This window comes from Bradyrhizobium acaciae, from assembly GCF_020889785.1.
GTDB lineage: Bacteria > Pseudomonadota > Alphaproteobacteria > Rhizobiales > Xanthobacteraceae > Bradyrhizobium > Bradyrhizobium acaciae.
The window spans coordinates 17,104-43,445 of the sequence record NZ_JACMYK010000043.1 but is presented as its reverse complement, the minus strand read 5'-3'; the positions used below and the strand labels follow the sequence as shown (position 1 = coordinate 43,445).

The following is a 26,342-nucleotide window of genomic DNA, read 5'->3' as shown; positions in this document are numbered from 1 at the left end:
GCAGATGCGGCGTTCTTAAAACCCCGGCCGCGGCACGTGACTCATCAGCGTCCGCGCATAGCCGCCATCGACGATGATTTCCTCGCCATTGACATAGGACGACCGGTCGCTCGCCAGGAACAGGGTCGCGTCCGCCATGTCCTGCGGCGCGCCGATCCGGCGCATCGGCACCACGGCAGTGCGCCGCTCGGTGACCCCTGGCGTATCGTAGAACGCCTGGCTCATCGGCGTGACGACAAGGCCCGGACTGACCACATTGCTGCGGATACCGTGCGGGCCCCATTCGGCGGCGAGTTGCTGCGAGAGCATCACGACGGCGGCCTTGCTGACGCTGTAGGCGCCGCTCTGCCCCTGCGCATTGCTGGCGGCGATCGAGGCGACGTGAATGAGGCTGCCGCGCCCCAGCTTGCGCATCTGCCGGCCGAACGCCTGCGCGCAGATGAAATAGCCGGTCAGATTGACCGCCAGCACCGCATTCCATTCGGCGAGGGGCAGCGTGTCGAGCCCGCCGGGGCGCAGCACCGCCGCGGTGTTGACGAGGATGTCGCAAGCACCGAGCGTGCGCGCGACGGTGTCCGCGACGACAGCGACGTTGTCCTCGCGGGTGGTGTCGCAGCTTGCGACGAGATGGCCGTCGCCGAACTCGCGAAGCTTTGCCTTGGTCTCCGCAAGCCCGCGCTCGTCGCGATCGAGCGCAGCGACCTTGGCGCCGGCGCGCGCGAAGCTGACCGCGGTGGCGCGGCCGATGCCGCCGCCTCCGCCGGTGACGACGGCAACGCGGCCCGACAGGCCGAGCCAGTCGGAAGAATGTTGTTCGGTCATGAGCGCCTCCCGCACATTTGGTTATGCCGGCAAGCATAACCGAACGCGCTGGCCGCGAGAGCGATCCCGGCGCGCATGCCGGGATCGCTTTTGCGTTGGATCTTCGAGGCTCCGAGGCCTCCCTATTGGCGTATGATCTTTCCGGAAAACCGCTTCGCACTTTTCCGGATCATGCGCGTTAGCCGGGAATCCCCGCCGCGACCTGGCCGCGCAGGCGTTCCAGGCTGAGCAGCGTGTTGGCGCAGGCTTCCGCGACCTCGATCCCCTTGATCACGAAGTGCTTGCGGAAGAAGTCGTAATGCACCTCGGTCTCATGGAACTGCTGCGGCGTCAGCACCGCCGAGAACACCGGCACCTCGGTGCGCAACTGCACATCCATCAGTGCCTTGATCACGGTGTCGGCGACGAACTCGTGGCGATAGATGCCAGCGTCGACGACGAGCCCGGCAGCGACGATCGCGGTGTAGCGGCGCGTCTTCGCCAGGAGCTGCGCATGCAGCGGGATCTCGAACGAGCCCGGCACCTCGAACACGTCCACATTGGTGATGTGGCGCGCCTCGATCTCCTTCAGGAAGGAGATGCGGCACTCCTCCACCACATCGCGATGCCAGGACGATTGCACGAAGGCAACGCGCTGCGGCTTCGCGAAATGCGGATGCTCCGGCGTCGGCGGATGTGCCGGCGTATCGGGAGCATTTTCTGCTTGGGAGGTTTGGATTTCAGCGTCTTGAACTTCAGTGTCTTGCAACATCTGATTCATGGCTTTCCTCTTTCAGGACCAGAATCAGGGCACACGGACAACGACACGAGCCCACGCGAAAATCGCGTTGGCTGCCGCAACCGTTCTCTTTCATCCGGACTGTAACCGTCGGCTTCGGAATTGCACCGAATCTGCTGACCCTTCCTTCCGCTTCGCGAAAAGAAGGCGCTCGCGGGCTTGGGCTCATCGCCCTTTACCGCCGGTGGGGATTTTCACCCCGCCCTGAGAACATCGGCACGCCCGGGATGGACGTGCCTGAGACGAAATATGACCAAACCGCGACAGCCGGGCAAGGCCTTTGGCATGGGCAAACAGCATGTCCCCATGAGCGTGTTGCGGCCCTTGCGGAGGCGATATGAGTGCCCGGAGGCTGATTCACGCGTGCGGCGAGGCGGGTGCAAATGGTTAACAAATCGTTACTCCAATGCGGAGATTCCGATTTGTTCTCCAAATCACAAGTGTGGCGGAGATCAGCTGTGGACGATGCGCGCTTTGGCTGTGGACGGACTCGGCGTGCGGTTGCGCGGATTCCGCAAATCACATCACTTCATCGGCGTCAGGTCCAGGGGCATCCGGAAGCCCGGTCAAGGAACTGCACTCGGCCACGACGCAGTATGTCGCAAGTGCCGGCTTCCGTGTGCGTATCAAGCGATCATAAGAACAAGGTCCGAGACGGCATGTCCCTCCTCGAAAGCATTATCGATTCCCGGAACAACCCGCTTGCGGTGGTCGAGGATATCGCCACCGACAACAACTGGGCGTTCGAGCGTTCCGGCGAAGACGAGGTGACGATCGTCTCCAAGGGAGACTGGATCGACTATCAGCTCTCCTTCACCTGGATGGGAGAGATCGAGGCGCTGCATCTCGCCTGCGCCTTCGACATGAAGATGCCGCAGGCGCGTCGCGCCGAAGTGCAGCGGCTGGTCGCCGCGATCAACGAACAATTGTGGGTCGGCCATTTCGATCTGTGGACCCACACCGGCATGGTGATGCATCGTCAGGCGCTGGTGCTGCCGGGCGGCCTCACCGCCTCCACCTCGCAATGCGAGGCCATGGTGGTCAACGCGATCCACGCCTGCGAGCGCTACTATCCGGCGTTTCAGTTCGTGGTGTGGGCCGGCAAGTCGACCACCGAGGCGATGGCGGCTGCGATGTTCGATACCGAGGGCGAAGCGTAAACGGCTGAAGCGCGACGCTTCCACACTTTCGGTGTCGTCCCTGCCTAGTGCGCAATTGCGCACGGGAGCAGGGACCCACACTCCGCGGCCGCGGGGCTCACGCAAACTGCTTGTCGCTGGCGTCACGCTTCACTAGAACCGCCTGTGGTTATGGGTCCTGGCTCAAGGCCGGGACGACACAGAGTTTGTGGAGCCACCTGTGAACACAAGCAGCGCACTGAAGAATACTTCCGGCACCATCGCGCTTGCGGGCGCTGGCAAGATGGGCGGCGCAATGCTGACCGGCTGGCTCGCGCAGGGTCTTGCACCCACGCAGGTCGCGGTGATCGATCCGCATCTTTCACCTGAGATCTCCGCGCTTGCCGCGAAAGGTGTCCGGCTCAATCCGCAACCGAAGGATCTCGGCACGCTCGACACGCTTGTGGTCGCGGTGAAGCCGCAATCGTTCCGCGACGCCGGCGCCGCGCTGAAGGCCCTGATCGGCCCCTCGACGCTCGTGGTCTCGATCATGGCCGGCACGACCATCTCAGCCTTGGAAGAGGTCGTCGGCGGCGCCGTGGTGCGCGCGATGCCGAACACGCCGGCGGCGATCGGCCGCGGCATCACCGTCGCGGTGCCGTCAAAACGCGTCACCGCCGCGCAGCGCGCGATGACGGATGCACTGCTGAAGGCGACCGGGCTCGTCGAATGGGTCGACGACGAAAGCCTGATGGATGCAGTGACGGCGGTCTCCGGCTCCGGCCCGGCCTATGTCTTCCTGCTCGCCGAGGAGCTGGCCCGCGCCGGCGTCGCGGCCGGCCTGCCCGAGCAGCTTGCGACCACGCTGGCGCGCGCAACCGTCGCCGGCTCCGGCGAGTTGCTGCATCGTTCGGATCTGCCTTCGGCAACCCTGCGGCAGAACGTCACCTCGCCCGGCGGCACCACAGCTGCAGCACTCGAGGTGCTGATGGCAAATGACGGCATGCAACCGCTGATGACCCGCGCGATTGCCGCGGCGACACGGCGCTCGAAGGAATTGGCGAAGTAACATCTCGCCTACGCCATCACGCTCTATCCCGTCACCCTAAGGTGCGAGCGGAGCGAGCCTCGAAGGGTGCACGGCCCGCGGCCAATCCTTCGAGGCTCGCTTCGCGAGCACCTCAGGATGACGTCCGAACAAGTTGCCGGATAATGCGCCTCGAGCCCTCGCCTAGTGCGCCAGCCCCGACATCCCGGCCAGCCGCCTGTTGAAACTCTCGACATTGATCAGGCCGCGGGCATGGCGGCCTTCGCCGAGCTTGCGCGTGCCCTCGAACGCCTCGACCTCGAAGCGGATCACGCGGCGCTCGACCGCGATCACCTTCGAGGTGGTCCGCACCGTGGCGCCGACGAGTGCCGCCGCGAGATGGCGGATATCGACCTCGGTACCGACCGTGACCCAACCGGGCTGCAACGCAGAGCGGATCGCATCGCCCGACGCCATCTCCATGTCGAGGATCATCATCGGCGTCGCATAGACCATCGGCATGCCGGGCACGAAATGCCCGACCGTGCGCTCCGGCGGCACCACCAGCATGCGCTCGGCGCTCATGCCGATCTTGATGAAGTCACGTGCGTCCATTGGCGCCTCAGAAAAACTGTCGTCCCGGCGTAGGCCGGGACCCATAACCACCGAAGATTTTTGCAGCGCGACGCTGGGCCGCAGCTCGATGCAACAACTCAACCCTGTGGTTATGGGTCCCTGCTTGCGCAGGGACGACCCGTGGAGAAAGCCGGGCTATTTCTTCGCCGCAGCCGCGCGCTCGACGAAGGTCTTGCCGCCCTTCATCTTGTGATGCAGCGGCGCTTCGTTGATCTGAATCACCACTGCGTCGGCATCGACGCCGAGATTCTTCACCAGCGCCTGGGTGATGTCGCGCATCATGCCGGCCTTCTGCTCGTCGGTGCGGCCGGCGGCCATGCTCACGGTGATCTCAGGCATTGTTGCTCTCCCTCTTGTTGTCGCCATGGTCGGGCTAACCCCGGCCATCCACGTGGCGTGCATCAAACAAGAGGTGGATGCCCGGCACAAGGCCGGGCATGACGTCACAAGCGAATGGCTATCCCCACGCCACGTCATGCCGCGCCAGGACTTCGCGGACCTTGGCGACCAGATCGGCCTCTGCGCAGGAGAACTGCGCGGGGCGCGTTTCGCGCCATTCCTGGTTGGAGGCGATCGCGGCCGCCGCCTTGGCGCCCTCGATCAGGTCTTTGATCTGCACCTCGCCGCGCGCCTTCTCATCCGAACCCTGGATGATGACGCAGGGCGAGTTGCGGCGGTCGGCATATTTGAGCTGGTTGCCCATGTTCTTCGGATTGCCGAGATAGAGCTCGGCGCGGATGCCCTCCCGGCGCAGCTGCGCGACCATCTTCTGGTAATCGGCGACGCGGTCGCGATCGAACACGGTGACGACGACCGGGCCGAACTCGGCCCTCGCGTCGAGCTGACCGAGCATGGTCAGCGCGGCCTGCAGGCGCGACACACCGATCGAGAAACCGGTCGCCGGCACCGGCTCGCCGCGAAAGCGCGAGACGAGGCCATCATAGCGGCCACCGCCGCCGACCGAGCCGAAGCGCACCGGGCGCCCCTTCTCGTCCTTGGTGTCGAGCAGCAGCTCAACCTCGTAGACAGGCCCCGTGTAATATTCGAGACCGCGAACAACGGTGGGATCAATGCGGATGCGATCCGCGTCGTAACCGGATGCCGCGACCAGCTTGGCGATCTCTTCGAGCTCGCTCACACCGGCCTGACCAACTTCGCTCTTCGCCAGGTAAGTCTCGGCTGCAGCGATCGCCTCTTTCCAATCGTCGCGCTTTTGAGTGACGGCCAGGACGATATCGGCATCCGCGGGGCTCAGCTCGGCGCCCTTGGTGAAGTCGCCCTTGCCCTCTTCGCCGCCGTCCCATCGCCCGGGACCAAGCAGCTTGCGAACCTCGTCGGCAGAGAATTTGTCGAGCTTGTCGATCGCACGCAGCACCGTGAGCCTGCGACCTGCATTCTCGTCGCCGCCGAGGCCGATGGCCTCGAGCACGCCGTCGAGCACCTTGCGATTGTTCACCTTCACGACATAGGAGCCGCGCGGAATCCCGAGCGCTTCCATCGTGTCGGCCGCCATCATGCAGATCTCGGCGTCGGCCGCCGGCGTCGCCGAGCCGACCGTGTCGGCGTCGAACTGCATGAACTGGCGGAAGCGGCCGGGGCCGGGCTTCTCGTTGCGGAAGACAAAACCAAATCGATAAGAACGATAAGGCTTCGGCAACGCGTCGAAGTTCTCCGCGACGTAACGCGCCAGCGGCGCGGTCAGGTCGTAGCGCAGCGAGATCCACTGCTCGTCATCGTCCTGGAACGAGAACACCCCCTCGTTGGGACGGTCCTGGTCCGGCAGGAATTTGCCGAGCGCGTCGGTATATTCCATCGCCGGTGTCTCGACGGGCTCGAAGCCGTAGAGCTCGTAGACGGCGCGGATCTTCTCGACCATCGCCCGGGTGGCATTGATCGCGGCCGGGCCGCGATCTTCCAGTCCGCGCGGCAGGCGCGCCTTCAGTTTCTGGGGTTTTTTGGGTTTCTCGGCCATTGGCGGCATTTATCAGTGGACGCGCGAAGCGGCAACCCGGCTCTGCACCTCCGCTGCGGTCGAACACCGGTCCTCAAGGCTGCTCCAAAGGCTGCTCCATCCGCGCGCGAAGCGCGCCGGCGTCGCCCTTCGGCATCGATTTCAGCAGCGGCTTGATGGTCTCATCGCGAAAGCGCCTCTCCCTTGCACAGGAAGAGGCGCCAAATCGAAATCCTCAGCCGTGGAACCGCTCTCGCGTCAGGCGACGTTTCTGATCCAGTTATGCGGGTCGTTGGTGCGACCGTACTGGATGTCGACCAGCTTCTTGCGCAGGCCCATGGCGACCGGGCCGGCCACGCCGCCGCTGATCTGGAAGTCGCCGCTCGCCGAGCACACCTTGCCGATCGGCGAGATCACGGCGGCGGTGCCGCAGGCGAACGCCTCTTTCAGCTTGCCGCTGGCCGCATCGGCGCGCCACTGCTGGATCGTGTAGGGCTCCTCACGCACGCGGGTGCCGGTATCCTTGGCGAGCGCGATGATCGAGTCGCGGGTGATGCCGGGCAGGATGGTGCCGAGCGGCGGCGTCAGCAGCGAGCCGTCGTCGAAGGCGAAGAAGATGTTCATGCCGCCGAGCTCTTCGATATAGCGGCGCTCGACCGCATCGAGGAACACGACCTGGTCGCAGCCGCGATCGATCGCCTCGGCCTGCGCGCGCAGGCTTGCAGCATAATTGCCGCCGCATTTGACCGCGCCGGTGCCACCGATTGCGGCACGCGTGTAATTCTCCGACACCCAGATCGAGACCGGCGCGGGACCACCCTTGAAATAGGAGCCGACCGGAGAGGCGATCACCGAGAAGATGTATTCCGCCGACGGCTTCACGCCGAGGAAGACCTCGCTCGCGATCATGAACGGCCGCAGATAGAGGCTGCCCTCGCCGCCCGGAATCCAGGCGCGATCAATCCGCACCAGCTGCTCGACCGCCTCGATGAACACATCCTCGGGCAGCGGCGCCATCGCCATGCGCTCGGCCGAATCGCGGAAGCGGCGAGCATTGGCGTCGGGACGAAACAGGTTCACGCCGCCATCGTCGCGCCTGTAGGCCTTGAGACCTTCGAAAATCTCCTGGGCGTAGTGCAGCACCGCGCCTGCCGGATCGAGCGGGAAGTTCGCGCGTGCCTCGACGCGGGCGTTGTGCCAGCCCTTGCCCTGGCTATAGCGGACGATCGCCATGTGGTCGGTGAAGACGCGGCCGAAGCCCGGGTCCACGAGCTTCGCCGCGCGGTCCTTGTCGGACGTGGCATTCGGCGAAGGCTGGATGTCGAATTTCAAAGTCATTTTTCTTGCTTTCCGCTGTCGGAACCGGCGCCATATCGGGCGCTGGCCTGTTTCCCCCGGAGCCATCAGGCTCGGCTGGTCCGGACTTCACCACCGCCGGCAATCCGGCCGGTTTCCGTCGCCAACATGCCGTTTAGACATGCTTTTGCGGAGTGCTGAAGTCCAGTATGTTTGCCGAAATGCCGCTCGACAATCGCACGGTAGTCCAATTTGCGGCCCAAACCGCCTCACAGGCTTTTTCAGGCCGCGTCAAACGCTGTCAAGGACGAAACGACTTAATGTTTCGTCGCGACGGTCAGTTTTGTAACATTGAGACCAAGATACGTCAATATGACTGACATAAATTTCTCAGGCATGGCTGCCAAGCCCGATTCGCAGGGAGATGAGAACGCTCCTGCGGCGGGCGCGCGCGACCTGCGCTGGGACATCATCGAGCTCTTGTTCTTCGCCTACCGCGACTTTGTCGGCGACGCCGACCAGGAGCTGGAGGCGTTCGGTTTCGGCCGCGCCCACCACCGCGTCATCCACTTCGTCACCCGCTATCCCGGGCTGAAGGTTGCCGACCTGCTCGATGTCCTGCGCATCACCAAGCAATCGCTCGGGCGCGTGCTCAAGCAGCTCCTGGACGAGGGCTACATCGTGCAGAAGACCGGCAACAACGACCGCCGGCAGCGCCTGCTCTACGCCACACCGAAGGGCGAGGCGCTGGTCGGCAAGCTCGCAGGGTTGCAGACCGACCGCATCAACCGCGCGATCGCCGGCATCGATCCGGCCGGCGTCGAGACGGTTCGCCAGTTCCTCCGCGCGATGATCGACCGCGACGATCCCGACAAGGTGCTCGAAGCGATCTTCGGCGGCGGCAGAAAAGCAAGGGAGTGAACCTGGTGCAGGCTGCAACCATGATGCGCGCGCCGATCGAACCGGCCGACGACGCGCCGCATCTGCTTCTGGTCGACGACGACCGCCGCATTCGCGACCTGTTGTCGCGCTTTCTCTCCAGCGAGGGCTATCGCGTCACGACGGCAATGAGCGCCACCGACGCGCGCGCCAAGCTGCTCGGGCTGCATTTCGACCTGCTCATCCTCGACGTGATGATGCCCGGCGAGAACGGCTTCGACCTTGCCCGCTTCATCCGCAGCTCCTCCACGGTGCCGATCATCATGCTGACCGCGCGCCACGAGGCGGAAGCCCGCATCGAGGGCCTGCAGATCGGCGCCGACGATTACGTCGCCAAGCCGTTCGAGCCGCGCGAGCTCGTGCTGCGCATCGGCAACATCCTCAAGCGCACCGCGCCGCCGCAGGTCGTGACCGTCGAGCAGATCGCGTTCGGCCCCTACATCTTCCACATCGAGCGCAGTGAGCTGCGTCAGGGCGAGGAGATCATCCATCTCACCGACCGCGAGCGCGAGATGCTGCGCATCCTTGCGAGCGCGCCCGGCGAGACCGTGCCGCGCGCCGAGCTGACCTCCGGCGGCACCGTCAACGAGCGTGCGGTCGATGTGCAGATCAACCGCCTGCGCCGCAAGATCGAGCACGATCCCGCCAATCCGCTGTTCCTCCAGGCGGTCCGCGGCATCGGCTATCGCCTGGTCGCCTCGCCATAAGACAGCCCATGAGCACGCTCGACTCCGGCCTGACCCTGATCAAGAACGCCTCGCAGCGCGTCTCGAAGGCGAACGGCTGGATGGGCAACGCGTTCAAGAGCTGGATGCCGACCGGCCTCTACGCACGCGCGCTGCTGATCATGATCGTGCCGATGGTGATCCTGCAAACCGTGGTCGCCTTCGTGTTCATGGAGCGGCACTGGAACACGGTGACGCGACGCCTGTCGGCCGCGGTGGTATCCGACATCGCCGCGCTGATCGACGTCTACAAGACCTATCCGCAGGACAAGGACCGCGCGCACCTGCGCGGCATCGCCCAGAAGCTGCAGCTGGTGGTCGACTTCCTTCCCGCGGGCGACATGCCCCCGCCGGGACCGAAGCCGTTCTTCTCGCTGCTCGACCAGACCCTCTCGGTGCAGCTCGGCCGGCAGATCAGCCGTCCATTCTGGATCGACACCGTCGGCAAATCCAACCTGGTCGAGATCCGCGTGCAGCTCGACGATTCGGTGATGCGGATCTTCGCCCAGCGCAGCGCGGCCTACGCCTCCAACTCGGAGATCTTCATCTTCTGGATGGTCGGCACCTCGTCGATCCTGCTGATCGTCGCCGTGCTGTTCCTGCGCAACCAGATCAAACCGATCCTGCGGCTGGCCGACGCTGCCGAAAGTTTCGGCAAGGGCCGCGAAGCGCCGAATTTCCGGCCGCGGGGCGCGCGCGAGGTGCGGCGCGCGGCGCAGGCCTTCATCGAGATGAAGGCGCGCGTCGAGCGCTCGATCGAGCAGCGCACCGCAATGCTCGCCGGCGTGTCGCATGATCTGCGCACCATCCTGACCCGCTTCAAGCTCGAGCTCGCCTTGATCGGCGAAGGCCCCGAGATCGACGCGATGCGCAAGGACGTCGACGAGATGTCGATGATGCTGGAGGATTACCTCGCCTTCGCGCGCGGCGATTCCGGCGAGGTCGCGCAACCGACCGACATGGCGATGGCGCTGGAGGAACTGCGCAGCGACGCCGAGCGCCACGGCCATATCGCGACCGTCGCGTTCCACGGCCTGCCGGTCGTCACGGTGAAGCCGGCCTCGTTCAAGCGCTGCCTCGCCAACCTCGTCTCCAACGCGGCGCGCCACGCCAACACGATCTCGATCACCGGTCAGCGCGACCACCGCTATCTCAACATCACGGTCGACGACGACGGGCCCGGCATTCCCGCCAACATGCGCGAGGAGGTGTTCAAGCCCTTCCTGCGGCTCGACGATGCCCGCAACCAGGATGAAGGCGGCAGCGGGCTCGGACTTGCGATCGCCCGCGACATTGCGCGCTCGCATGGCGGCGACATCATGCTCGGCGACAGCCCGATGGGCGGCCTGCGCGCCACGGTGCGGGTGCCGGTGTAACTTCGCGTTTTCGAGCGAAGCGGACGCCGGTTCGCGTGAAGAAAACGCGTCCAAACAACAAGAGCTACCAGCGGCAAGAGCTACCAGCGGTAGGACAGGGTGCCGATCATCTGACGCCGCTCGCCGGCATAGCAGTAGCCGGACTGGCAGGTCTGGAAGTGCGTGTCGAACAGATTGGTCGCGTTCAGGCGCGCGGTGGCGCCGAGCAATCGCCGGTCCAGCTTGCCGAGATCGTAGTCGATCACGGCATCGAACAACGTTCTCGCCGCATTCTGGAACGTGTTCTGGTCGTTGCCGAAGTTGGTCCCGATATAGCGCACACCAAGGCCAAGCCCGAGCCCCTCGACGGGCACGCCGGACTGGAAGGTGTATTTGCCGAAGGCAGCGAAGGAATTGCGCGGAATGCCGGACAGCTCGTTGCCGGTCGTATCCGGACTGCCCTGCGTGATCACGACGTTGAGATGGGTGTAGGCCGCGGTGAGATCGAACCCCTGCTTGAGCGCCAGCTTCGCTTCGAGCTCGACGCCCTTGGATTCGATCTGGCCGGTTGCGGCCTGGAACGCCATGTTGCCGGGATCGGTGCGCAGCACATTGTCCTGGGTGATGTCGAACACCGCGGCGGTCAACAGCACCGGAAGCTGCGGCATCTGGTACTTGATGCCGATCTCCTTCTGCTCGCCGGTGGTCGGCCTGAATGGCGTCCCGGACACGTCGACACCGACCTGCGGGGCGAACGACGTCGCGTAGCTGACATAGGGCGCAATGCCGCTATCGAAGACGTAAGCGAGGCCCGCGCGGCCGGTGAAGGCATTCGCCTTCTGCGTCGACGGCTCGCCGTCGAGACCCGCCGTCGTGGTCTGCGACACCCAGCTCTGGCGGCCGTTGAGAGTCAGGACGAAGCCGCCGAGCTTGGCCTGTTCCTGCGCGTAGACGCCGACCTCGTCAGTCGATTGCTTGTTGAAGATCGAGAACGCCGGTGTCGCGATCGCCTGCGCGCCGTAGTTCATCGTCAGGAGATTCAGATCCGGCGCCGCGCCGTAGCCTATTTTGTCGTTGTAGTAGGAGTGGCCGTAATCGACGCCGAACAGCACCGTGTTCTTGATCGCGCCGAGCATGAACTTGGCCTCGGCCTGGTTGTCGAGCGTCACCGTGTTGAAGCTGTCCAGGATGCGCCAGGCGGAGCGCGACGCGAGATTGGTGCTGCTGTCGATCGAATCGATCTGGGTGTATTTCGCGTCGGTGTCGACCTGATAGAAGCGGAAATTCTGCCGCACGGTCCAGACGTCGTCGACACTGTGCTCGAACGCATAGCCGATGCGATACTGCTTCTGATCCATCGCGCTGAAGGCCGGATCGTTCGAGTAAATGTTGGTCAATTGTCCGTCGGGCGTGCGGAAGTTGCCGATGCTCGCGGCGGTGCGGCTGCTTTGATATTCGCTGAGGATCGTGAACGACGTATCGGCGTCCGGCCGCCAGGTCAGCGCCGGCGCGATATAGGCGCGATCGTCGTCATTGCCGGGATACCAGGTCTTTGCCTCGCGCAGCAAACCCGTCAGCCGGTAATACAGTTGATCGCTGCCGGGCACCGGACCACCGAGATCGAAACTGCCCTGATAGCGATCATAGGTGCCGGCCTGCAGCTGCACTTCGCCGAACGGCGTTAACGTCGGCCGCTTGGTGGTGAGATCGACGATGCCTCCGGGAGAACCGAGGCCATAGAGCCCCGAGGCCGGACCACGCAGGATCGATACACTGTCGAGACCGTATGGCTCGATCTTTGGAATAGCGAAGTTGCCGCCGCCTTGGCGCAGGCCGTCGCGATAGATCCCGGTGTAGGTCGCATCGAAGCCGCGGATGTAGAAACTATCGAACCTCGGATCATAGCCGAACGCCGTGGTCGTCGCGCCGGGCGTGTAGTTGACGGCGTCCTTGAGTGTCTGAACGTTGCGATCCCTGAGCTCCTGTTGCGTGACCACCGAGAGCGACTGCGGCGTTTCGATCAGCGCCGTGTTTGTCTTGGTTCCTGCCGTACTGCCGGTCGCGACGTAACCGGTCGTCGTACCGATATTGCCTGAGCTGCCCTGCGATCGCGGCGCCTGGCTCTGCGCAGGTGTAGCGACACGACTGCGCCGGTTCGCGGCGACCGCGCGCGAAAACCTGGTGTTCTGACTTGAAGCAGCGGCAGCACGCTTCTTCGCCGCGCCGGGCTGATCCACCGTCACGGCCGGAAGCACGCTGGCATTGTTCTGCGGAGGACTGCTTTGCGCCTGAGCGCTGGCGACGTTTGCACCTGCTGCTGCAAGCATGATCGAACCAAGAAGGGCCGCGTTGATCGCAGCCGTTGATCCAAGCAAGCCGCGCTTGCTTCGATACCAAGTCATTCCCACCGAATAAATCCCCACACGCCCAGACCGATCTTGATCGCGCCGCGCCTTCTTCATGACGCGACATCGATTGGGGCGGACTTCTATCGGCGGGGTTCGCGAAATTCCACACGTGCAAAATAGAATCGCTTGAAGCACACACGATGCGAAACACTGGAACGATTCAAGACGTGTGCATTTGAACAATTCAAAACGACACGTTGTCGCGGCACGCTTGCAGCACGAAGAATTCGAAGTGCGTATTCGCTCTCTCATCTTGCTCGAGCGCGAGACACGCGGCGATCGCTCAATGATGTCGCATCCCGTCGACTTAATCGCGCACCAAGGAGCGCACGAACGCGCGACGTTGAACCGTCATCCTGAGGTGCGAGCGGAGCAAGCCTCGAAGGATGCACGGCCACCAGCCGGGCCGTCGCCCCTTCGAGACGCGCTTCGCGCTCCTCAGGGTGACGGGGAGGGATCGGATGGCTTCCACATCGCCCTCAGCACAAGATTGCTCCGCAACTCTGTCGCGGGCTAATCGCAATGATGCTGGTGCAAGACGTCACCGCCTCTCGACATGAGAGGGCACCAATTCAGGCGCGCTACCGGATGCGCGGCGCCCTACTTCTGCTTGGGCAGCAGGCCCTTCAGCTTTTCCATGTCCTTGACGTTCATCTTCATGCCGCCGGGCATGATGATATCGCCGGGCTTCTGGTCGGCCTTGCAGGCGCCGAGCCATTTCGCCTCGATGGCCATCGTGGTGTCGCGCGAGCCGGCCGCGCCGCCCTCGGCGTGCGAGGTGCTCTTCACGGTGTAGGCGGAATTGAAATCGCCGACGATCTCGGCGTGGCTCTTCATCGTCATGCCGGCCACGCTGCACACGCTGTCGCTGACATAGCCGGTCGCGGTCTTCTGGATATCCTGCTTGGCGCAGACTTCCTTGGCCATCGGCGAGGCCGCCGCGCTCATCTCCTTGTCGGTGGTCTCGTCGGTGCAGTGCTGCATGGTGATTTCCGGCATCGGCCCGCCGGTCCGCACCATCTTCATCTCCCACAGGCCGGGCTTGCGAACGGGCAGGTCGACGGCGCTTGCGGCGCCAGCGGACAGCACAAGGCACACGGCAGAACCAATCAAGGCAAGCTGTCGGGTCATGCGGTTAGCTCCCGGCTAAACGATCGACGGATATGGAGCGCGCTCAGTAGAGCGTGCGCAGCGGTCTCTCGGCCGCGCCATAGGGCACCCAGCGGCAGGCGAAAGAGATGTAGCCACCCGGGTAGCGCTGCACCGCAAGGAACTTGGCGACCTTGCCGTAGGTCGCGCAGTGATCGACGGCGAGTTGCCGGGCATCGGTCTGGGCCGCCAGCGTGTAGGCGATGATACCGCCGGTATCATTGCCCTTGAACGGCGGCACCGGCTGCATCCAGTCGGCTCGCGCCGGACCAACGGCCAGCATCCCGCAAACGGCAACCAGGCACGCGGCCAATTTCCTTCGCATCGCAGACTCCATTTCGCTTGAAGCCAACATAGAGTGCCCCGGCGACCGTGAAAAGAACGAGCCGGCCGCCAGCGGTGGACTTCTCGGCAGGTGTTGCCGCGCTGCACTTGACCTTGTCGGGGCTTCACGGCACCGTCCGCCGCATCGGATAATCGGGTGGATTCCCATGCGCAACCTGTTCAACTCCCGCGACAAACTCGGCCACACGCTTGGCCTCGGCGCCGCACTCGTGGTCGGCATGCTGGCTTTCGGGGGGACGGCCCAGGCCGCAAATCCGTTCGAATTGAATTTCTGGCTGTCCGGCCCGCGCTATGACGCCAATGTAGCGCCCTGCGAAAGGGCGCTCGCGATCATCAGCGATCAATTCCATGAAAAGGAAGCCACCTTCTGGAATTCGCCGCTCGTGATCACCGGCTACAACCGGATTCACGAAACCGCGTTCCGTCCCTGGCAGTCCGACAACATTCCGCGCCGCTATTGCTCGGGCGATGCCATGCTCAGCGACGGCAAGGTGCGCAAGGTGCATTATTCGATCATCGAGGACGGCGGCTTTGCCGGCCTCAGCCAGGGTGTTGAATGGTGCGTGAGCGGGCTTGACCGCAACTGGGCCTACAACCCGTCCTGCAAGGCCGCCCGGCCCTGATTTCCCGACCCGATTGATCCAGCAGAAGCCGCCGCCATTGGGACGGCGGCTTTTGTTCTTGAAATGTTCCGGAGGCCTGCTAGGCTCCGGACGGTCGAGTATGGGGGAGCGTTGATGCCTCGGTTGGTCACTATTTCCCGATTTCTGATTTCGTTTGCCATCGTTCTGTGTGGTGCAGTCGGGGCCTCGGCCCAGGATCGCCGCCAGAATGCGCCCGGTGAGTTCGACTTCTATGTGCTGTCGCTGTCATGGTCGCCCTCGTTCTGCGAGGCGGCGAGCGAGCGCGGCAACAATGGCCGCGGCACCCAGGCGCAGTGCGGCGGACGGCCCTACTCGTTCGTGGTGCACGGCCTGTGGCCACAATATGAGCGGGGCTTTCCGGAATACTGCCAGCGGCCCTCGCCCCGCCTCGCGCGCAACATCATGACATCGATGCTCGACCTGATGCCGGCGCCCGGACTGATCTACAACGAGTGGGACAAGCACGGCACCTGCTCGGGACTCGGCGAGCGCGCCTATTTCGAAGCCATCCGCAAGGCTCGCGCCGCGGTGAAGATCCCCGAGGAATTCCTGCAATTGACGGAGCCCAAGACGATCGCGCCCGACGAGCTGGAGACAGCGTTCATCAAGGCCAATCCTGGGCTCAGCAACTCCGCGATCTCGGTGACCTGCGACAGCAAGCGGCTCAGCGAGGTGCGGATCTGCCTCAGCAAGGATCTGCAATTCCGCTCCTGCGAGGAAATCGATCGTCGCGCCTGCCGCCGCGATCAGGTGCTGATGCCGCCGGTCCGCGGCGGCTGAAACCCTCCGCGTCACGGCCGGGAGGGCACGCTCCGCGCGGCTTCGCACGATAGTCCCGGCCACCTGCGCCGCTACGAAACATACGCGATGGAGCGTCGATGCCCGGGACAAGCCCGGGCATGACGAAGTACAACATGCGCATCCTCTGGAGCGCAGCGCGATATCAGCATGAACTACCGTCACGCCTTTCATGCCGGCAACTTTGCCGACGTCATCAAGCACATCGTGCTGGTGCGGATGCTCACCTACTTGCAGGACAAGCAGGCACCGTTCCGCGTCATCGACACTCATGCCGGCGCCGGCCTCTATGATCTGACGTCGAGCGAGGCGCAGCGCGGCGGCGAATGGCTCACCGGCGTCGCGCGACTGATGCAGGCGCGACTTTCCGACGAGGCGCTGCCGCTGATCGCGCCGTATCTCGATATCGTCAGGGCATTCAATCCGCGAGGCGAGCTGAAGGCCTATCCCGGCTCGCCGCTGATCGCGAGAGCGCTGCTGCGTCCGCAAGACCGTCTCACGGCATGCGAGATCGAACCGACGGCGCGCAAGCAGCTGATCGATGCGCTCCGGCGCGACGCGCAGGCACGTGTCGTCGATCTCGACGGCTGGACGGCGCTGCCGGCATTCGTGCCGCCGAACGAGCGGCGTGGCCTCGTGCTGATCGATCCGCCGTTCGAAGCGAAGGACGAGTTCGAGCGGCTGACCCGTGCTTTCACGGAAGCATTTACGAAGTGGCCGACCGGCGCATATCTTTTGTGGTACCCCGTAAAAACCCGGAGGGCCACCGACGAGCTCGCGCGCAGCGTCGCTGCTGCAGCAGCAAGCAGTCGGCCTGCCGGCAAATGCTTGCGGTTGGAATTCAGTGTGGCGCCGCAAGAAGCGGGCGCAGGCCTCGTTTCCACCGGCCTTTTGATAGTGAATCCGCCGTGGACGCTTGCGAACGAGCTGAAGATCATCCTGCCCGAACTCGAGAAGCCGCTCGGTCAAGGCGGCGCGGCGCGCTTCAGACTAGAGACGCCTAAACATTGATCGACAACACCCACTGAAAAGTTCGATTTTGAGCATAGGCAATTTGCGCGGAACCGTATTATGCTCATCCTGTTACGACTGGCTTTACGTTCCGCTTCCGCGAATGGTTGCGGCGGAGTGACAAGGCCGAAATAAAATCCAGGCAGACCGGCGGCGTGACGCCGGCCTGTTGAGGTGGCCAAGCTTCCGACAAGCGAATGTCGGTCAACCGCTACGCGACGTGCGCGTAGCGGTGGAGCAATACGGGGGAGGAGTTTTCCCGATGGCCATGACTGGGACAGTCAAGTTCTTCAACGGAGAGCGTGGCTACGGCTTCATCAAACCTGATGATGGCGGCCGCGATGTGTTCGTTCACATCACAGCTGTCGAGCGTGCAGGATTGAAGGACCTGACTGAAGGACAGCGCATTACGTTCGAGGTTGAACCGGACAAGAAGGGCAAGGGCCCGAAAGCCGTCAACCTGGTGGTTTCATGACGAGTGCTCGCGGTGCGCGGCTCGTGATGGACGCCAAGTGAAGCGTTGCGTGTGAGTTGACTGCCGAGCGCGCGGCTCGCGCTCGCTGCATGACCGCCTGCATGATGCGGACGCGACTGGCCGTGCCGCATGTCCAAGGCCTGCGGCCCGCCGAGTGGATTCGCGGACACTGCGGCGTGCGTGCTGCTGCGCTGCGCGCGACGCGTCGCATCGCCCGCACGTCGTATCATCCGCACTAAGAAAAACCCGGCCGCGCGAGGCGCAGCCGGGAGTTGATATCAGACGTCTTCTTGTTCTCAGAAGTGATAGTTGATGCCGGCGCGAACCAGGCTGAAGCTGTAGCCGTTCGACGCGCCGCCGGTGATGGTGAAGTTGCTGTTGGCGAGATCGACGTAGAGATACTCGATCTTGGCGCTCCAATGCGGGGCGAAGCCCATTTCGGCGCCGGCGCCGACGGTGAAGCCCGCGTTGGTGTGCGACTCCGTGATGCCGAACGTCTCGCCGCGCAGTTCGCCGAAGGCAAGACCGCCGGTCGCGTAGAACAGCACGTTGTTGACCGCATAGCCGGCGCGACCGCGCACCGTGCCGAACCACGGGTTGGAGAACTTCCACGGCGCGAACCGGTCGTCCGCAGTGGTGCCCTGGATATCGGCCTCGATACCGAACACCCACGGGGAGCCGTTCTGGAAATTGTAGCCTGCCTGCACGCCACCGACGAAGCCGGACGGCTTGGTCGGGTTGTTCTCGACCGAACCCCAGCCGTAGCCGAGGTTGCCGCCGAGATAGGGGCCGGCCCAGCTGTAGGCATTGAGCGGCTGGTAGACGGTATAGGGCGAGCCGTAATTGAGGTCGGCCGACGCCGCCGAGGTCGTCCAGCCTGCGACGATCAGTGCCAGCGCACGCGCTACAAACCGGGTCATTGGTACTCTCCACACGCAACTGCCGCAGCCCGCTGGCCAAGGCCGGCGTGGTTACGGAATTCCAATTTTTTCGCTAAGCTTTATCGAGAGTTTTAAGTAAAGGGTCTGTTAAGCCCGGTTACCGGCCCGCTCATCAGTCTTAACAATGTGTTACCCGCCAGCTGCTGCCACGGCGCGGGGTCGGTAACCTGCTGCGATCGGGGCTGTTTTCCGGTGCCGCCAACGCTGGCGAGCTGTCCCCCAAGCGCTTAGTTTACGGCCCATGGTTCACGATTCTCCCGAGCGCCCGACGCCGGCCCCCAAGACTGACCTCAAGACTGACCTCAAGGCCCGGCGCGGTTCAAAGTCCGACCTGCCACAGGACGACCTGACGCTCGACACCAGTGATGTCGATCCCGAGACCTCCGCCGCCGAGGAGGAAGATGACGCGCGCCTGCCCGAGGCTGCCGAGGATTCCGCCGAGGCCGTGGCCGAGGCGACGTTGTCGGTCGGGCATGCCGCGATCGAGAACGCGGTCCGCCTCGCGCCGACCTCGCCCGGCGTCTACCGCATGCTCAATGCCGGCAACGACGTGCTTTATGTCGGCAAGGCGAAGAACGTCAAAAAGCGGCTGTCGTCCTATGCGCGGGCCAACGCACCGCTGCCGGCGCGCATCCTGCGCATGATCGCGGCAACCACGCATGTCGAGATCGTCTCGACCATGACCGAGACCGAGGCGCTGCTGCTCGAAGCCAACCTGATCAAGCAGCTCCGCCCGCGCTTCAACGTGCAGCTGCGCGACGACAAGTCGTTTCCCTATATTCTGATCACCGGCGACCATTGGGCGCCGCAAATCCTCAAGCATCGCGGCGCGCAGTCGCGGCCTGGACGCTATTTCGGTCCGTTCGCCAACGCCGGCGCGGTCAACCGCACCATCACGGCGCTGCAACGCGCGTTCCTGATCCGCTCCTGCACCGACGGCTTCTTCGAAAGCCGCACCCGCCCCTGCCTGCTCTATCAGATCAAGCGCTGCTCCGGCCCCTGCACGCGCGAGATCGATTTCCCCGGTTATAGCGAGCTGGTGCGCGAGGCGACCGAATTCCTCTCCGGCCGCAGCCACGCGGTGAAGGAGCTGCTCGCGGCCGAGATGGAGAAGGCCTCCGGCGAGCTCGAGTTCGAAACCGCAGCGCTGTACCGCGACCGTCTCGCGGCGCTGTCGGCGATCCAGTCGCAGCAGGGCATCAATCCGCGCACGGTCGAAGAGGCCGATGTGTTCGCGATCCACCAGGAAGGCGGCTATTCCTGCGTCGAGGTGTTCTTCTTCCGCACCGGCCAGAACTGGGGCAACCGCGCCTATTTCCCGAAGGCCGAGAAGACCTTCACGCCGGAGGAGGTGCTCTCCTCGTTCCTCGCGCAATTCTACGACGACAAGCCGCCGCCGAAGCTGATCCTGCTGTCGCACGAGATCGAGGAAAGCGCGCTGCTCGCCGACGCGCTGTCGGTGAAGGCCGGATCCAAGGTCGAGGTCTCCGTACCCAAGCGCGGCGAGAAGAAGGAGCTGATCGGCCACGCGCTCACCAACGCGCGCGAGGCGCTCGGCCGCAAGCTCGCCGATACCGCAACCCAAAGCCGGCTGCTGGAGGGCATGGTCATGACGCTCGGCCTGCCGCATACGCCGAAGCGCATCGAGGTCTACGACAACAGCCACATCCAGGGCACCAACGCGGTCGGCGCGATGATCGTGGCGGGACCCGACGGGTTCATGAAGAACCAGTACCGCAAGTTCAACATCAAGTCCGAAGGGCTGACGCCCGGCGACGACTACGGGATGATGCGCGAGGTGCTGGAGCGCCGCTTCAAGCGGCTGCTGAAGCCGCCGGAGGGCGAGGCTGCCGAGGCGAAGGACAACGACAAGGCGGACGACGTGTCGTTCCCGCAATGGCCCGACCTCGTCATCATCGACGGCGGCCGCGGCCAGCTCAACGCGGTCAGGGAGATTTTCGAGAAGCTCGGGCTGGCCCGGGTCTCGCTGATGGCGGTGGCCAAGGGACCGGAGCGCGATGCGGGGCGGGAAACCCTGTTCATGCCGGACCGCGAGGCCATCAAGCTGGAGCCGCGGGACCCGGTGCTCTATTTCATCCAGCGGCTGCGCGACGAGGCCCATCGCTTCGTGATCGGCTCGCACCGCAAGCTGCGCAAGAAGGACATCCGCGAGGCCGGCCTCCAGGAGATCCCGGGCATCGGCCCGTCGCGCAAACGTGCCTTGCTGCATCACTTCGGAACGCTCAAGGAGATCGAGCGGGCCTCGATCGCCGACCTTGGCAAGGTTCCCGGCGTCAGCGCCGAGAGTGCCCGCAAGATTTTCGAGTTTTTCCACGCCCAGCCGGGTTAAACCAAAGGCGAGTCATCAGGGCGTCGCCTGCGACAGGGCATCTAGGGCATGATGCGGCAAAGTGTGCGGCGGCTGTCCGAAAAAATCACGACTAAACAAGGAGCTAAGGCGCCATGACGATTCAGCGTAATCTCGCCGCACTTTGGCGCCCGCACGGTTGACCTTCTCGCTTCAGCGGTATTGGTAGAACGGATGAACATCGCCACGACCCGGGGACAGACCAAGACCATGTCCCTTCCGAATATCCTGACCTACGCCCGGATCGCCGCCATCCCGGTGGTGATCGGCTGCGTCTACTGGCAGTCGATCCTGGACGGCCCGTTGTGGCTGCGCTGGGTGGCGCTGGCCGTGTTCATCGCGGCGGGGATCACCGACTATCTCGACGGCTACTATGCCCGGATGTGGGACCAGCAATCGGCATTCGGCCGGATGCTCGATCCGATCGCCGACAAGCTCCTGGTCGCCTCCAGCCTCTTGATGCTGGCCGCCGACAATTCGATCCACGGCTGGACGCTGTGGGCGGCGATCGTGATCCTGTGCCGCGAGATCCTGGTCTCGGGTCTGCGCGAATATCTCGCAGGGCTCCGGGTCAGCGTCCCCGTCACCAAGCTCGCGAAATGGAAGACCACGATCCAGCTGGTGGCGATCGGCTTCCTGATCGCCGGCGAGGCGGGCGAACAGGTCTTCCCCGCCACCACTTTGATCGGCATCGTGCTGCTGTGGATGTCGGCGATCTTCACGATCTACACCGGCTGGGATTACTTCCGTGCCGGCATCCATCACCTCATCAAGGAGGATGAGGGATGAAGCTGAAATACTTCGCCTGGGTGCGGGAACGGATCGGCAAGACCGAGGAGATCGTCGAGCCGCCGGCCGAGGTGCGCACCGTCGGCCAACTGATCGGCTGGCTTGCCGCGCGCGACGACGCCTACGCCCATGCCTTCGAGAAGCCCACGGTGATCCGCGCCGCGATCGACCACGCTCATGTTAAGCAGGATGCGGCAATCTCCGGCGCCCGCGAGATCGCGTTCTTCCCGCCGATGACCGGCGGCTAGATCTTCCTATGGCTATCGCAGCGACCATTCGCATCCAGGAAGCCGACTTCGACGTCGCGCAGGAGATCGCCGCCTTGAGCAAGGGCCGCACCGATGTCGGCGCGGTGGTCAGCTTCAGCGGCATCTGCCGCGGCAGCGAACAGGGCGAGCCGATCGCGGCACTGACGCTCGAACATTACCCGGGCATGGCGGAAGCTGAAATTTCGCGCCATGCCGACGAGGCGCTGGCGCGCTGGCCGTTGCAGGGCCTCACCATCATCCATCGCTTCGGCCGCATCGCGCCGGGCGAGAACATCGTGCTGGTCGTGACCGCCTCGGCGCACCGGCAGGCCGCGTTCGAGGCAGCCGAGTTCCTGATGGATTATCTGAAGACCAACGCCCCGTTCTGGAAGCGCGAGGAAAGCGCCCGCGGCACCAGCTGGATCGAGGCGCGCGACCATGACGACGCGGCGACCGCGCGCTGGACCAAATCCTGATGGCCAAGCGCAGCAAAGTGCCGGCAAGGCGCAGCCCGGTCGCGCCCAAGGCGCCAGAGAAGGCGCCGAAGGTTGGCGCCGGCGAGCTTCACACCCTGTTCGATTTCCTGCGCTATGCGGTGAGCCGCTTCAACGCCGCCAAGCTCGTGTTCGCGCACGGCACCACCGATCCGGTGGCCGAAGCCGCATTCCTGATCTGCGAGACGCTGCATTTGCATCCCGACCAGTTCGAGAATTTTGCAACCGCGCGCGTTACCACCGCCGAGGGCAAGCAGATCCTCGACCTGATCGAGCGGCGGATCGCGACGCGAAAGCCGGCCGCCTACCTCGTCAACAAGGTCTATATGCGCGGCCTGCCGTTCTACGTCGACGAGCGCACCATCGTGCCGCGGTCCTTCATCGGTGAATTGCTGGATTCGCATTTCGGCGGCGACGAGGACGGCACCTCGCTGATCGGCGCCCCCGAAGAGGTCGAGGCCGTGCTCGATCTCTGCACCGGCTCCGGCTGCCTGGCGATCCTGGCCGCCCGGCATTTCGCCAACGCCGCGGTCGATGCGGTCGACATCTCAAAGGATGCGCTCGAGGTCGCCGCGCGCAACGTCGCCGACCACGGCCTCGACGATCGCCTCACGCTCCATCGCGGCGACCTGTTCAAGCCGCTCGGCGCCAGCCGCTACGACCTCATCATCTCCAACCCGCCCTATGTCGACGCCGAGGGCATGGCGGCGCTGCCGCGCGAGTGCCGGGCCGAGCCGAAGATCGCGTTCGACGGCGGCGCCGACGGGCTCGATATCGTCCGCCGCCTGCTCGATGAGGCCAAGCAACATCTGACGCCGCAGGGTGGGCTGCTCTGCGAGATCGGCCGTGGCCGCGAGAATCTGGAAGCGGCCTACCCCAACCTGCCGCTGCTCTGGCTCGACACCGAGGACTCCGAGGGCGAGGTGTTCTGGATCGCCGCCGCCGACCTCTGACCGGCGTGCCGCGGCGGCCTCCCAGGGCGAAGCGAAAATCGTGTGCAGTTCCAGCCGGTTCTCAAGATCGCTGACCCGTCGAATCAACAATGGTGCTAGAGTCCCGCTTCGGGGACGTTCGAAGAGAGGGCGCGGGCGCGCGACAATGATTCGCATTTCGACGATCTTCATCGCCATCTGCATGGTGCTGGTCGCAGCCTCGCTCGGCTTCGTGCTGTACTCGGTGGCCGGCATCAGCGGATCGGAATCGGCGATCGTGGCGCTCACCGCCCTCACCTGCCTGATCCTCTACAACGCCGTCTCGATGCGGTTGCGCGACCGCAGCGATGTCGGCGGCCAGATCGCCGATCTGTCGCGCGGCACTGCCGACCTCGCCCGCCAGGTCGCCGAATTCGGCCGTCGGCTGGCCGCGGTCGAAGGCCGCGTCGCCTCGGCCAACTCCACCGGCGCCGACCGGATGCAGGGCCTGGCCGGCGAGATCAGCGAGCTCGGCGGACTGGTGCGGCAGCTTGCGGCGTCCGTCGCCCATCATGAGGACCTGCTGGCAGCAACTCCCGTGGCGCAGCCGGCCGCCTCCCCGCGAGACGATCTGCTGCAACCGGTCGCCCCCGCACCGACCGTCGCGTTTGCACCCCCGCCGCCGATTGCGCCTCCGCCGGCGATCTCACGCAGCCAGGCCCAGCTGATCGGCGCGATCAAGCACGCCATCGACGAGAACCGCCTCGACATCTACCTGCAGCCGATGGTGACGCTGCCGCAGCGTAAGGTGCGCTACTACGAGGCGGTGACACGGCTGCGCGACGAGCGCGACCAGGTCCTCGCCGCCGACGATTTCATCGGGGCGGCCGAGGCCAGCGGCCTGATCGGCCGCATCGATCACATGGTGATGCTCCGCTGCGTCCAGGTGCTGCGCCGCCTGATGATCCGCAGCAAGGATGTCGGCGTGTTCTGCAACGTCTCGGCGGCGACGCTGGCCAATCCGGCGCACTTCACCCAATGCCTCGACTTCCTCGAAGCCAACCGTGCGCTGGCGCCGTCCTTCGTGCTCGAGTTCAAGCAGGCGACCTTCCGCAATCTCGGCCCGGTCGAAAGCGAGAACCTCGCCGCGCTATCGCAACGCGGCTACCGGTTCTCGATCGACCATGTCAGCGACCTTCGCCTCGAACCGCGCGAGCTCGCCGATCGCGGCGTCCGCTTCATCAAGGTGCCCGCCGCCTTGCTGCTCGACGCCAGGCAGAGCGCGGCGACCGATATCCATCCTTCCGATCTCTCCGACCTGCTCGGCCGCTTCGGCATCGACCTGATCGCCGAACGGATCGAGGGCGAGCGCTCGGTGGTCGACCTGCTCGACTACGATGTCCGGTTCGGCCAGGGCTTCCTGTTCGCGCCGCCGCGGCCGTTGCGGCCGGAAGGGGCTTCTGCTACCGCCGAGGCTCCGCAGACCAACCCCCAGGACGTTAATGGCGCCGGCACTTCAGCACCTGTCTCCAGTCCCGCAGCTCCGCAGCGCACAACCGGCAGCGCCGCGCTGGCGCGTCGCGCGCTCGGTCCGACCTGACCAACGGATCGCGTCATGACTTCGCTGCGTTTCGTGGAACGGCTGCGCGACCTCACCGGCGATGTCGACGTCGTGCTGTCGGACATCTGGGGCGTCGTGCACAACGGGCTCGAATCCTTTCCCGAGGCCTGCGAGGCACTGCACACATTCCGCCAGCGCGGCGGCACCGTCATCCTGATCACCAACGCGCCGCGTCCGGCCGATTCCGTGCAGCGCCAGCTGCGCAAGCTCGGCGTCGCCGACGAGACCTATGACGCGATCGTCTCCTCGGGCGACCTGACGCGGCACTTCGTGGCCGCTCATCCCGGCCAGAAGATCTTCTGGATCGGACCGGAGCGCGACAGCTCGATCCATCGCGGCCTCGACGCCACCATGGTGCCGCTGGAGCAGGCCGACTACATCATCTGCACCGGCCTGTTCGACGACGAGACCGAATCCGCCGAGGATTATCGCGACACGCTGCTGAAAGCGCTCGCGCGCAAGCTCACGCTGGTCTGCGCCAACCCTGATATCGTGGTCGAACGCGGCGACCGGCTGATCTACTGCGCCGGCGCGGTCGCCGAGCTGTATCGCGAGCTCGGCGGCGAGGTGATCTTCTATGGCAAGCCGCACCGGCCGATCTACGAGCGCGCCATGGCGCTGGCCACTGAGCGCCGCGGGCGTCCGACCGAGCTCAGCCGCGTGCTCGCGATCGGCGATTCCGTGCGCACCGACCTGACCGGCGCCCTTGGCTTCGGCATCGACCTTTTGTTCGTCACCCGCGGTATCCATTCGGAAGAGTTCGAGGGCATCGAGCAGCTCGATCCGGCATCGGTGAAGGAATTGTTCGGCCATCCGCCGCGCGCGCTGATGCGCGAGCTGAAGTGGTAGCGGCGAGCTCCCTGTGCCCCCTCTCCCCGTTCTTCACGGGGAGAGGGTTGGGGTGAGGGGCTGCTTCCGCGAGTAACGAATGCGGTTAGACCTGTACCCCCTCACCCGGATCGCATCTGCGATGCAATCCGACCTCTCCCCGCAAGCGGGGCGAGGTGAAGCGGCGCGCTGACAAAAATATCGAAAACAACCCCATGCAAAGTAGCCCAGGGCGCCGGGTGTCCGTAGCCTTGACACGTCGGGCAACTCAGGGGTAATTTCCAATATTCCGAAATTGCGCGAGCGCCCGCTGCTGTGAGAAATCCAGCTGTTGAGATGATCATGCGGCTTTTGTTGGTCGGGCTTTTCCCTTGCGGATTTGCCACCACGACCTTTGCCGATGAACTCGAAGATTATCAGCAGTTATACCGCATCTGTCAGGAGAAGGGCCGACCGACCATCGGCATGACCGAAGCACAAGTAGAGGCGTCGTGCTGGGGTAAACCAATCCGCATCTACGATGTGCCTGACGGCAGAGTCGGGTGGACTTATCAGCGAGGATTTCTATTTTTTACTGATGGCAAACTATCGGAAATTGCCGCTTGGCGGGAGGAGCGTCGTTAACTCACTTGTGCCGTTTGCGCCATAACGCCCCAAAAACGAAA

The 26,342-nt window shown here is 64.5% G+C and carries 27 protein-coding genes and 1 riboswitch; of the genes, 17 read left to right on the top strand and 10 right to left on the bottom strand.

Annotated elements, in window-relative coordinates:
* Window positions 1–15: 15 nt before the first annotated feature.
* Together H8A92_RS18515 and H8A92_RS18510 are read right to left on the bottom strand one after the other, a co-directional pair.
* Window positions 16–822, bottom strand: coding sequence for an SDR family NAD(P)-dependent oxidoreductase (locus H8A92_RS18515; protein WP_229197096.1), 807 nt, complete (start codon window positions 820–822; stop codon window positions 16–18).
* Window positions 823–1,000: 178 nt separating this feature from the next.
* Entirely contained in the window at window positions 1,001–1,582 is a 582-nt protein-coding gene (locus H8A92_RS18510; RefSeq protein ID WP_229197095.1) for a 6,7-dimethyl-8-ribityllumazine synthase, read from the bottom strand.
* Between the two features lie 78 nt (window positions 1,583–1,660).
* Window positions 1,661–1,816: riboswitch (FMN riboswitch) on the bottom strand.
* Between the two features lie 443 nt (window positions 1,817–2,259).
* On the opposite strand from H8A92_RS18510, the gene H8A92_RS18505 reads away from it, so the two are divergent.
* Both H8A92_RS18505 and proC read left to right on the top strand, forming a co-directional pair.
* A complete protein-coding gene (locus tag H8A92_RS18505) occupies window positions 2,260–2,760 on the top strand; it encodes a type III secretion system chaperone family protein (RefSeq protein ID WP_229185331.1) in 501 nt (166 codons plus the stop codon).
* A gap of 262 nt (window positions 2,761–3,022) precedes the next feature.
* A complete protein-coding gene (proC, locus tag H8A92_RS18500) occupies window positions 3,023–3,787 on the top strand; it encodes a pyrroline-5-carboxylate reductase (RefSeq protein ID WP_229197106.1) in 765 nt (254 codons plus the stop codon).
* A 162-nt stretch (window positions 3,788–3,949) separates the two neighbouring features.
* Here proC and H8A92_RS18495 read toward each other — a convergent pair whose 3' ends face one another.
* From H8A92_RS18495 to H8A92_RS18480, 4 genes are all read right to left on the bottom strand, one after another.
* Window positions 3,950–4,360: a thioesterase family protein gene (locus tag H8A92_RS18495; protein WP_229197094.1), complete on the bottom strand. Its 411-nt coding sequence runs from the start codon at window positions 4,358–4,360 to the stop codon at window positions 3,950–3,952.
* 156 nt (window positions 4,361–4,516) lie between these two features.
* Window positions 4,517–4,720 carry a tautomerase family protein gene (locus H8A92_RS18490; RefSeq protein WP_044538952.1) on the bottom strand — a complete coding sequence of 68 codons (204 nt, stop codon included), beginning with the start codon at window positions 4,718–4,720 and terminating at the stop codon, window positions 4,517–4,519.
* Window positions 4,721–4,838: 118 nt separating this feature from the next.
* Complete coding sequence (hisS, locus tag H8A92_RS18485; RefSeq protein ID WP_229197093.1) at window positions 4,839–6,353, bottom strand: histidine--tRNA ligase; 1,515 nt, start codon at window positions 6,351–6,353, stop codon at window positions 4,839–4,841.
* A gap of 237 nt (window positions 6,354–6,590) precedes the next feature.
* Complete coding sequence (locus H8A92_RS18480) at window positions 6,591–7,670, bottom strand: branched-chain amino acid aminotransferase (protein ID WP_229197092.1); 1,080 nt, start codon at window positions 7,668–7,670, stop codon at window positions 6,591–6,593.
* 330 nt (window positions 7,671–8,000) lie between these two features.
* On the opposite strand from H8A92_RS18480, the gene H8A92_RS18475 reads away from it, so the two are divergent.
* The 3 genes from H8A92_RS18475 to H8A92_RS18465 are packed head-to-tail and all read left to right on the top strand — an operon-like array spanning window position 8,001 to window position 10,668.
* The gene (locus tag H8A92_RS18475) at window positions 8,001–8,549 is read left to right on the top strand and encodes a MarR family winged helix-turn-helix transcriptional regulator (RefSeq protein ID WP_420831338.1); all 549 of its coding nucleotides are present in this window, start codon (window positions 8,001–8,003) and stop codon (window positions 8,547–8,549) included.
* A gap of 20 nt (window positions 8,550–8,569) precedes the next feature.
* On the top strand, window positions 8,570–9,274 hold the full coding sequence (locus H8A92_RS18470; protein ID WP_420831339.1) for a response regulator: 705 nt from the start codon (window positions 8,570–8,572) through the stop codon (window positions 9,272–9,274).
* Between the two features lie 8 nt (window positions 9,275–9,282).
* On the top strand, window positions 9,283–10,668 hold the full coding sequence (locus H8A92_RS18465) for an ATP-binding protein (RefSeq protein WP_229197091.1): 1,386 nt from the start codon (window positions 9,283–9,285) through the stop codon (window positions 10,666–10,668).
* A gap of 80 nt (window positions 10,669–10,748) precedes the next feature.
* Here H8A92_RS18465 and H8A92_RS18460 read toward each other — a convergent pair whose 3' ends face one another.
* From H8A92_RS18460 to H8A92_RS18450, 3 genes are all read right to left on the bottom strand, one after another.
* The gene (locus H8A92_RS18460) at window positions 10,749–12,974 is read right to left on the bottom strand and encodes a TonB-dependent siderophore receptor (protein WP_229197090.1); all 2,226 of its coding nucleotides are present in this window, start codon (window positions 12,972–12,974) and stop codon (window positions 10,749–10,751) included.
* 681 nt (window positions 12,975–13,655) lie between these two features.
* Window positions 13,656–14,186, bottom strand: a complete 531-nt coding sequence (locus tag H8A92_RS18455) for a DUF3617 domain-containing protein (RefSeq protein ID WP_229197089.1) — start codon at window positions 14,184–14,186, stop codon at window positions 13,656–13,658.
* 43 nt (window positions 14,187–14,229) lie between these two features.
* Window positions 14,230–14,529 (bottom strand): hypothetical protein, encoded by a 300-nt coding sequence (locus tag H8A92_RS18450; RefSeq protein ID WP_229197088.1) that lies wholly within the window; start codon window positions 14,527–14,529, stop codon window positions 14,230–14,232.
* A gap of 166 nt (window positions 14,530–14,695) precedes the next feature.
* Here H8A92_RS18450 and H8A92_RS18445 point away from each other — a divergent pair, with 166 nt between their 5' ends.
* The 4 genes from H8A92_RS18445 to H8A92_RS18430 all read left to right on the top strand — a co-directional run bounded on the left by H8A92_RS18445 (window position 14,696) and on the right by H8A92_RS18430 (window position 17,477).
* The gene (locus tag H8A92_RS18445) at window positions 14,696–15,172 is read left to right on the top strand and encodes a hypothetical protein (protein ID WP_229197087.1); all 477 of its coding nucleotides are present in this window, start codon (window positions 14,696–14,698) and stop codon (window positions 15,170–15,172) included.
* A 114-nt stretch (window positions 15,173–15,286) separates the two neighbouring features.
* Window positions 15,287–15,973 (top strand): ribonuclease T2 family protein, encoded by a 687-nt coding sequence (locus tag H8A92_RS18440; RefSeq protein WP_229197086.1) that lies wholly within the window; start codon window positions 15,287–15,289, stop codon window positions 15,971–15,973.
* Between the two features lie 168 nt (window positions 15,974–16,141).
* A complete protein-coding gene (locus H8A92_RS18435; protein ID WP_229197085.1) occupies window positions 16,142–17,002 on the top strand; it encodes a 23S rRNA (adenine(2030)-N(6))-methyltransferase RlmJ in 861 nt (286 codons plus the stop codon).
* A gap of 262 nt (window positions 17,003–17,264) precedes the next feature.
* The gene (locus tag H8A92_RS18430; RefSeq protein ID WP_016844477.1) at window positions 17,265–17,477 is read left to right on the top strand and encodes a cold-shock protein; all 213 of its coding nucleotides are present in this window, start codon (window positions 17,265–17,267) and stop codon (window positions 17,475–17,477) included.
* 296 nt (window positions 17,478–17,773) lie between these two features.
* Here the strand turns inward: H8A92_RS18430 and H8A92_RS18425 are convergent, their stop codons facing one another.
* Window positions 17,774–18,397 carry an outer membrane protein gene (locus tag H8A92_RS18425; protein ID WP_163155118.1) on the bottom strand — a complete coding sequence of 208 codons (624 nt, stop codon included), beginning with the start codon at window positions 18,395–18,397 and terminating at the stop codon, window positions 17,774–17,776.
* 262 nt (window positions 18,398–18,659) lie between these two features.
* On the opposite strand from H8A92_RS18425, the gene uvrC reads away from it, so the two are divergent.
* The 8 genes from uvrC (at window position 18,660) to H8A92_RS18385 (ending at window position 26,301) form a co-directional block, all read left to right on the top strand.
* Window positions 18,660–20,768 (top strand): excinuclease ABC subunit UvrC, encoded by a 2,109-nt coding sequence (gene uvrC / locus H8A92_RS18420; RefSeq protein ID WP_229197084.1) that lies wholly within the window; start codon window positions 18,660–18,662, stop codon window positions 20,766–20,768.
* 192 nt (window positions 20,769–20,960) lie between these two features.
* Window positions 20,961–21,575: a CDP-diacylglycerol--glycerol-3-phosphate 3-phosphatidyltransferase gene (gene pgsA / locus H8A92_RS18415; protein WP_016844474.1), complete on the top strand. Its 615-nt coding sequence runs from the start codon at window positions 20,961–20,963 to the stop codon at window positions 21,573–21,575.
* Entirely contained in the window at window positions 21,572–21,823 is a 252-nt protein-coding gene (gene moaD, locus H8A92_RS18410; RefSeq protein WP_229197083.1) for a molybdopterin converting factor subunit 1, read from the top strand. The genes pgsA and moaD overlap by 4 nt, the downstream gene beginning before the upstream one ends.
* 8 nt (window positions 21,824–21,831) lie before the next feature.
* Window positions 21,832–22,299 carry a molybdenum cofactor biosynthesis protein MoaE gene (locus H8A92_RS18405; RefSeq protein ID WP_229197082.1) on the top strand — a complete coding sequence of 156 codons (468 nt, stop codon included), beginning with the start codon at window positions 21,832–21,834 and terminating at the stop codon, window positions 22,297–22,299.
* Complete coding sequence (gene prmB, locus H8A92_RS18400) at window positions 22,299–23,270, top strand: 50S ribosomal protein L3 N(5)-glutamine methyltransferase (RefSeq protein WP_229197081.1); 972 nt, start codon at window positions 22,299–22,301, stop codon at window positions 23,268–23,270. Before H8A92_RS18405 ends, prmB begins: the two co-directional genes overlap by 1 nt.
* 145 nt (window positions 23,271–23,415) lie before the next feature.
* A complete protein-coding gene (locus H8A92_RS18395) occupies window positions 23,416–24,828 on the top strand; it encodes an EAL domain-containing protein (protein WP_229197080.1) in 1,413 nt (470 codons plus the stop codon).
* Window positions 24,829–24,843: 15 nt separating this feature from the next.
* Window positions 24,844–25,698 carry a TIGR01459 family HAD-type hydrolase gene (locus H8A92_RS18390; RefSeq protein ID WP_229197079.1) on the top strand — a complete coding sequence of 285 codons (855 nt, stop codon included), beginning with the start codon at window positions 24,844–24,846 and terminating at the stop codon, window positions 25,696–25,698.
* Window positions 25,699–26,019: 321 nt separating this feature from the next.
* Window positions 26,020–26,301 carry a DUF2845 domain-containing protein gene (locus H8A92_RS18385; protein ID WP_229197078.1) on the top strand — a complete coding sequence of 94 codons (282 nt, stop codon included), beginning with the start codon at window positions 26,020–26,022 and terminating at the stop codon, window positions 26,299–26,301.
* The last annotated feature ends 41 nt before the right edge of the window (window positions 26,302–26,342 follow it).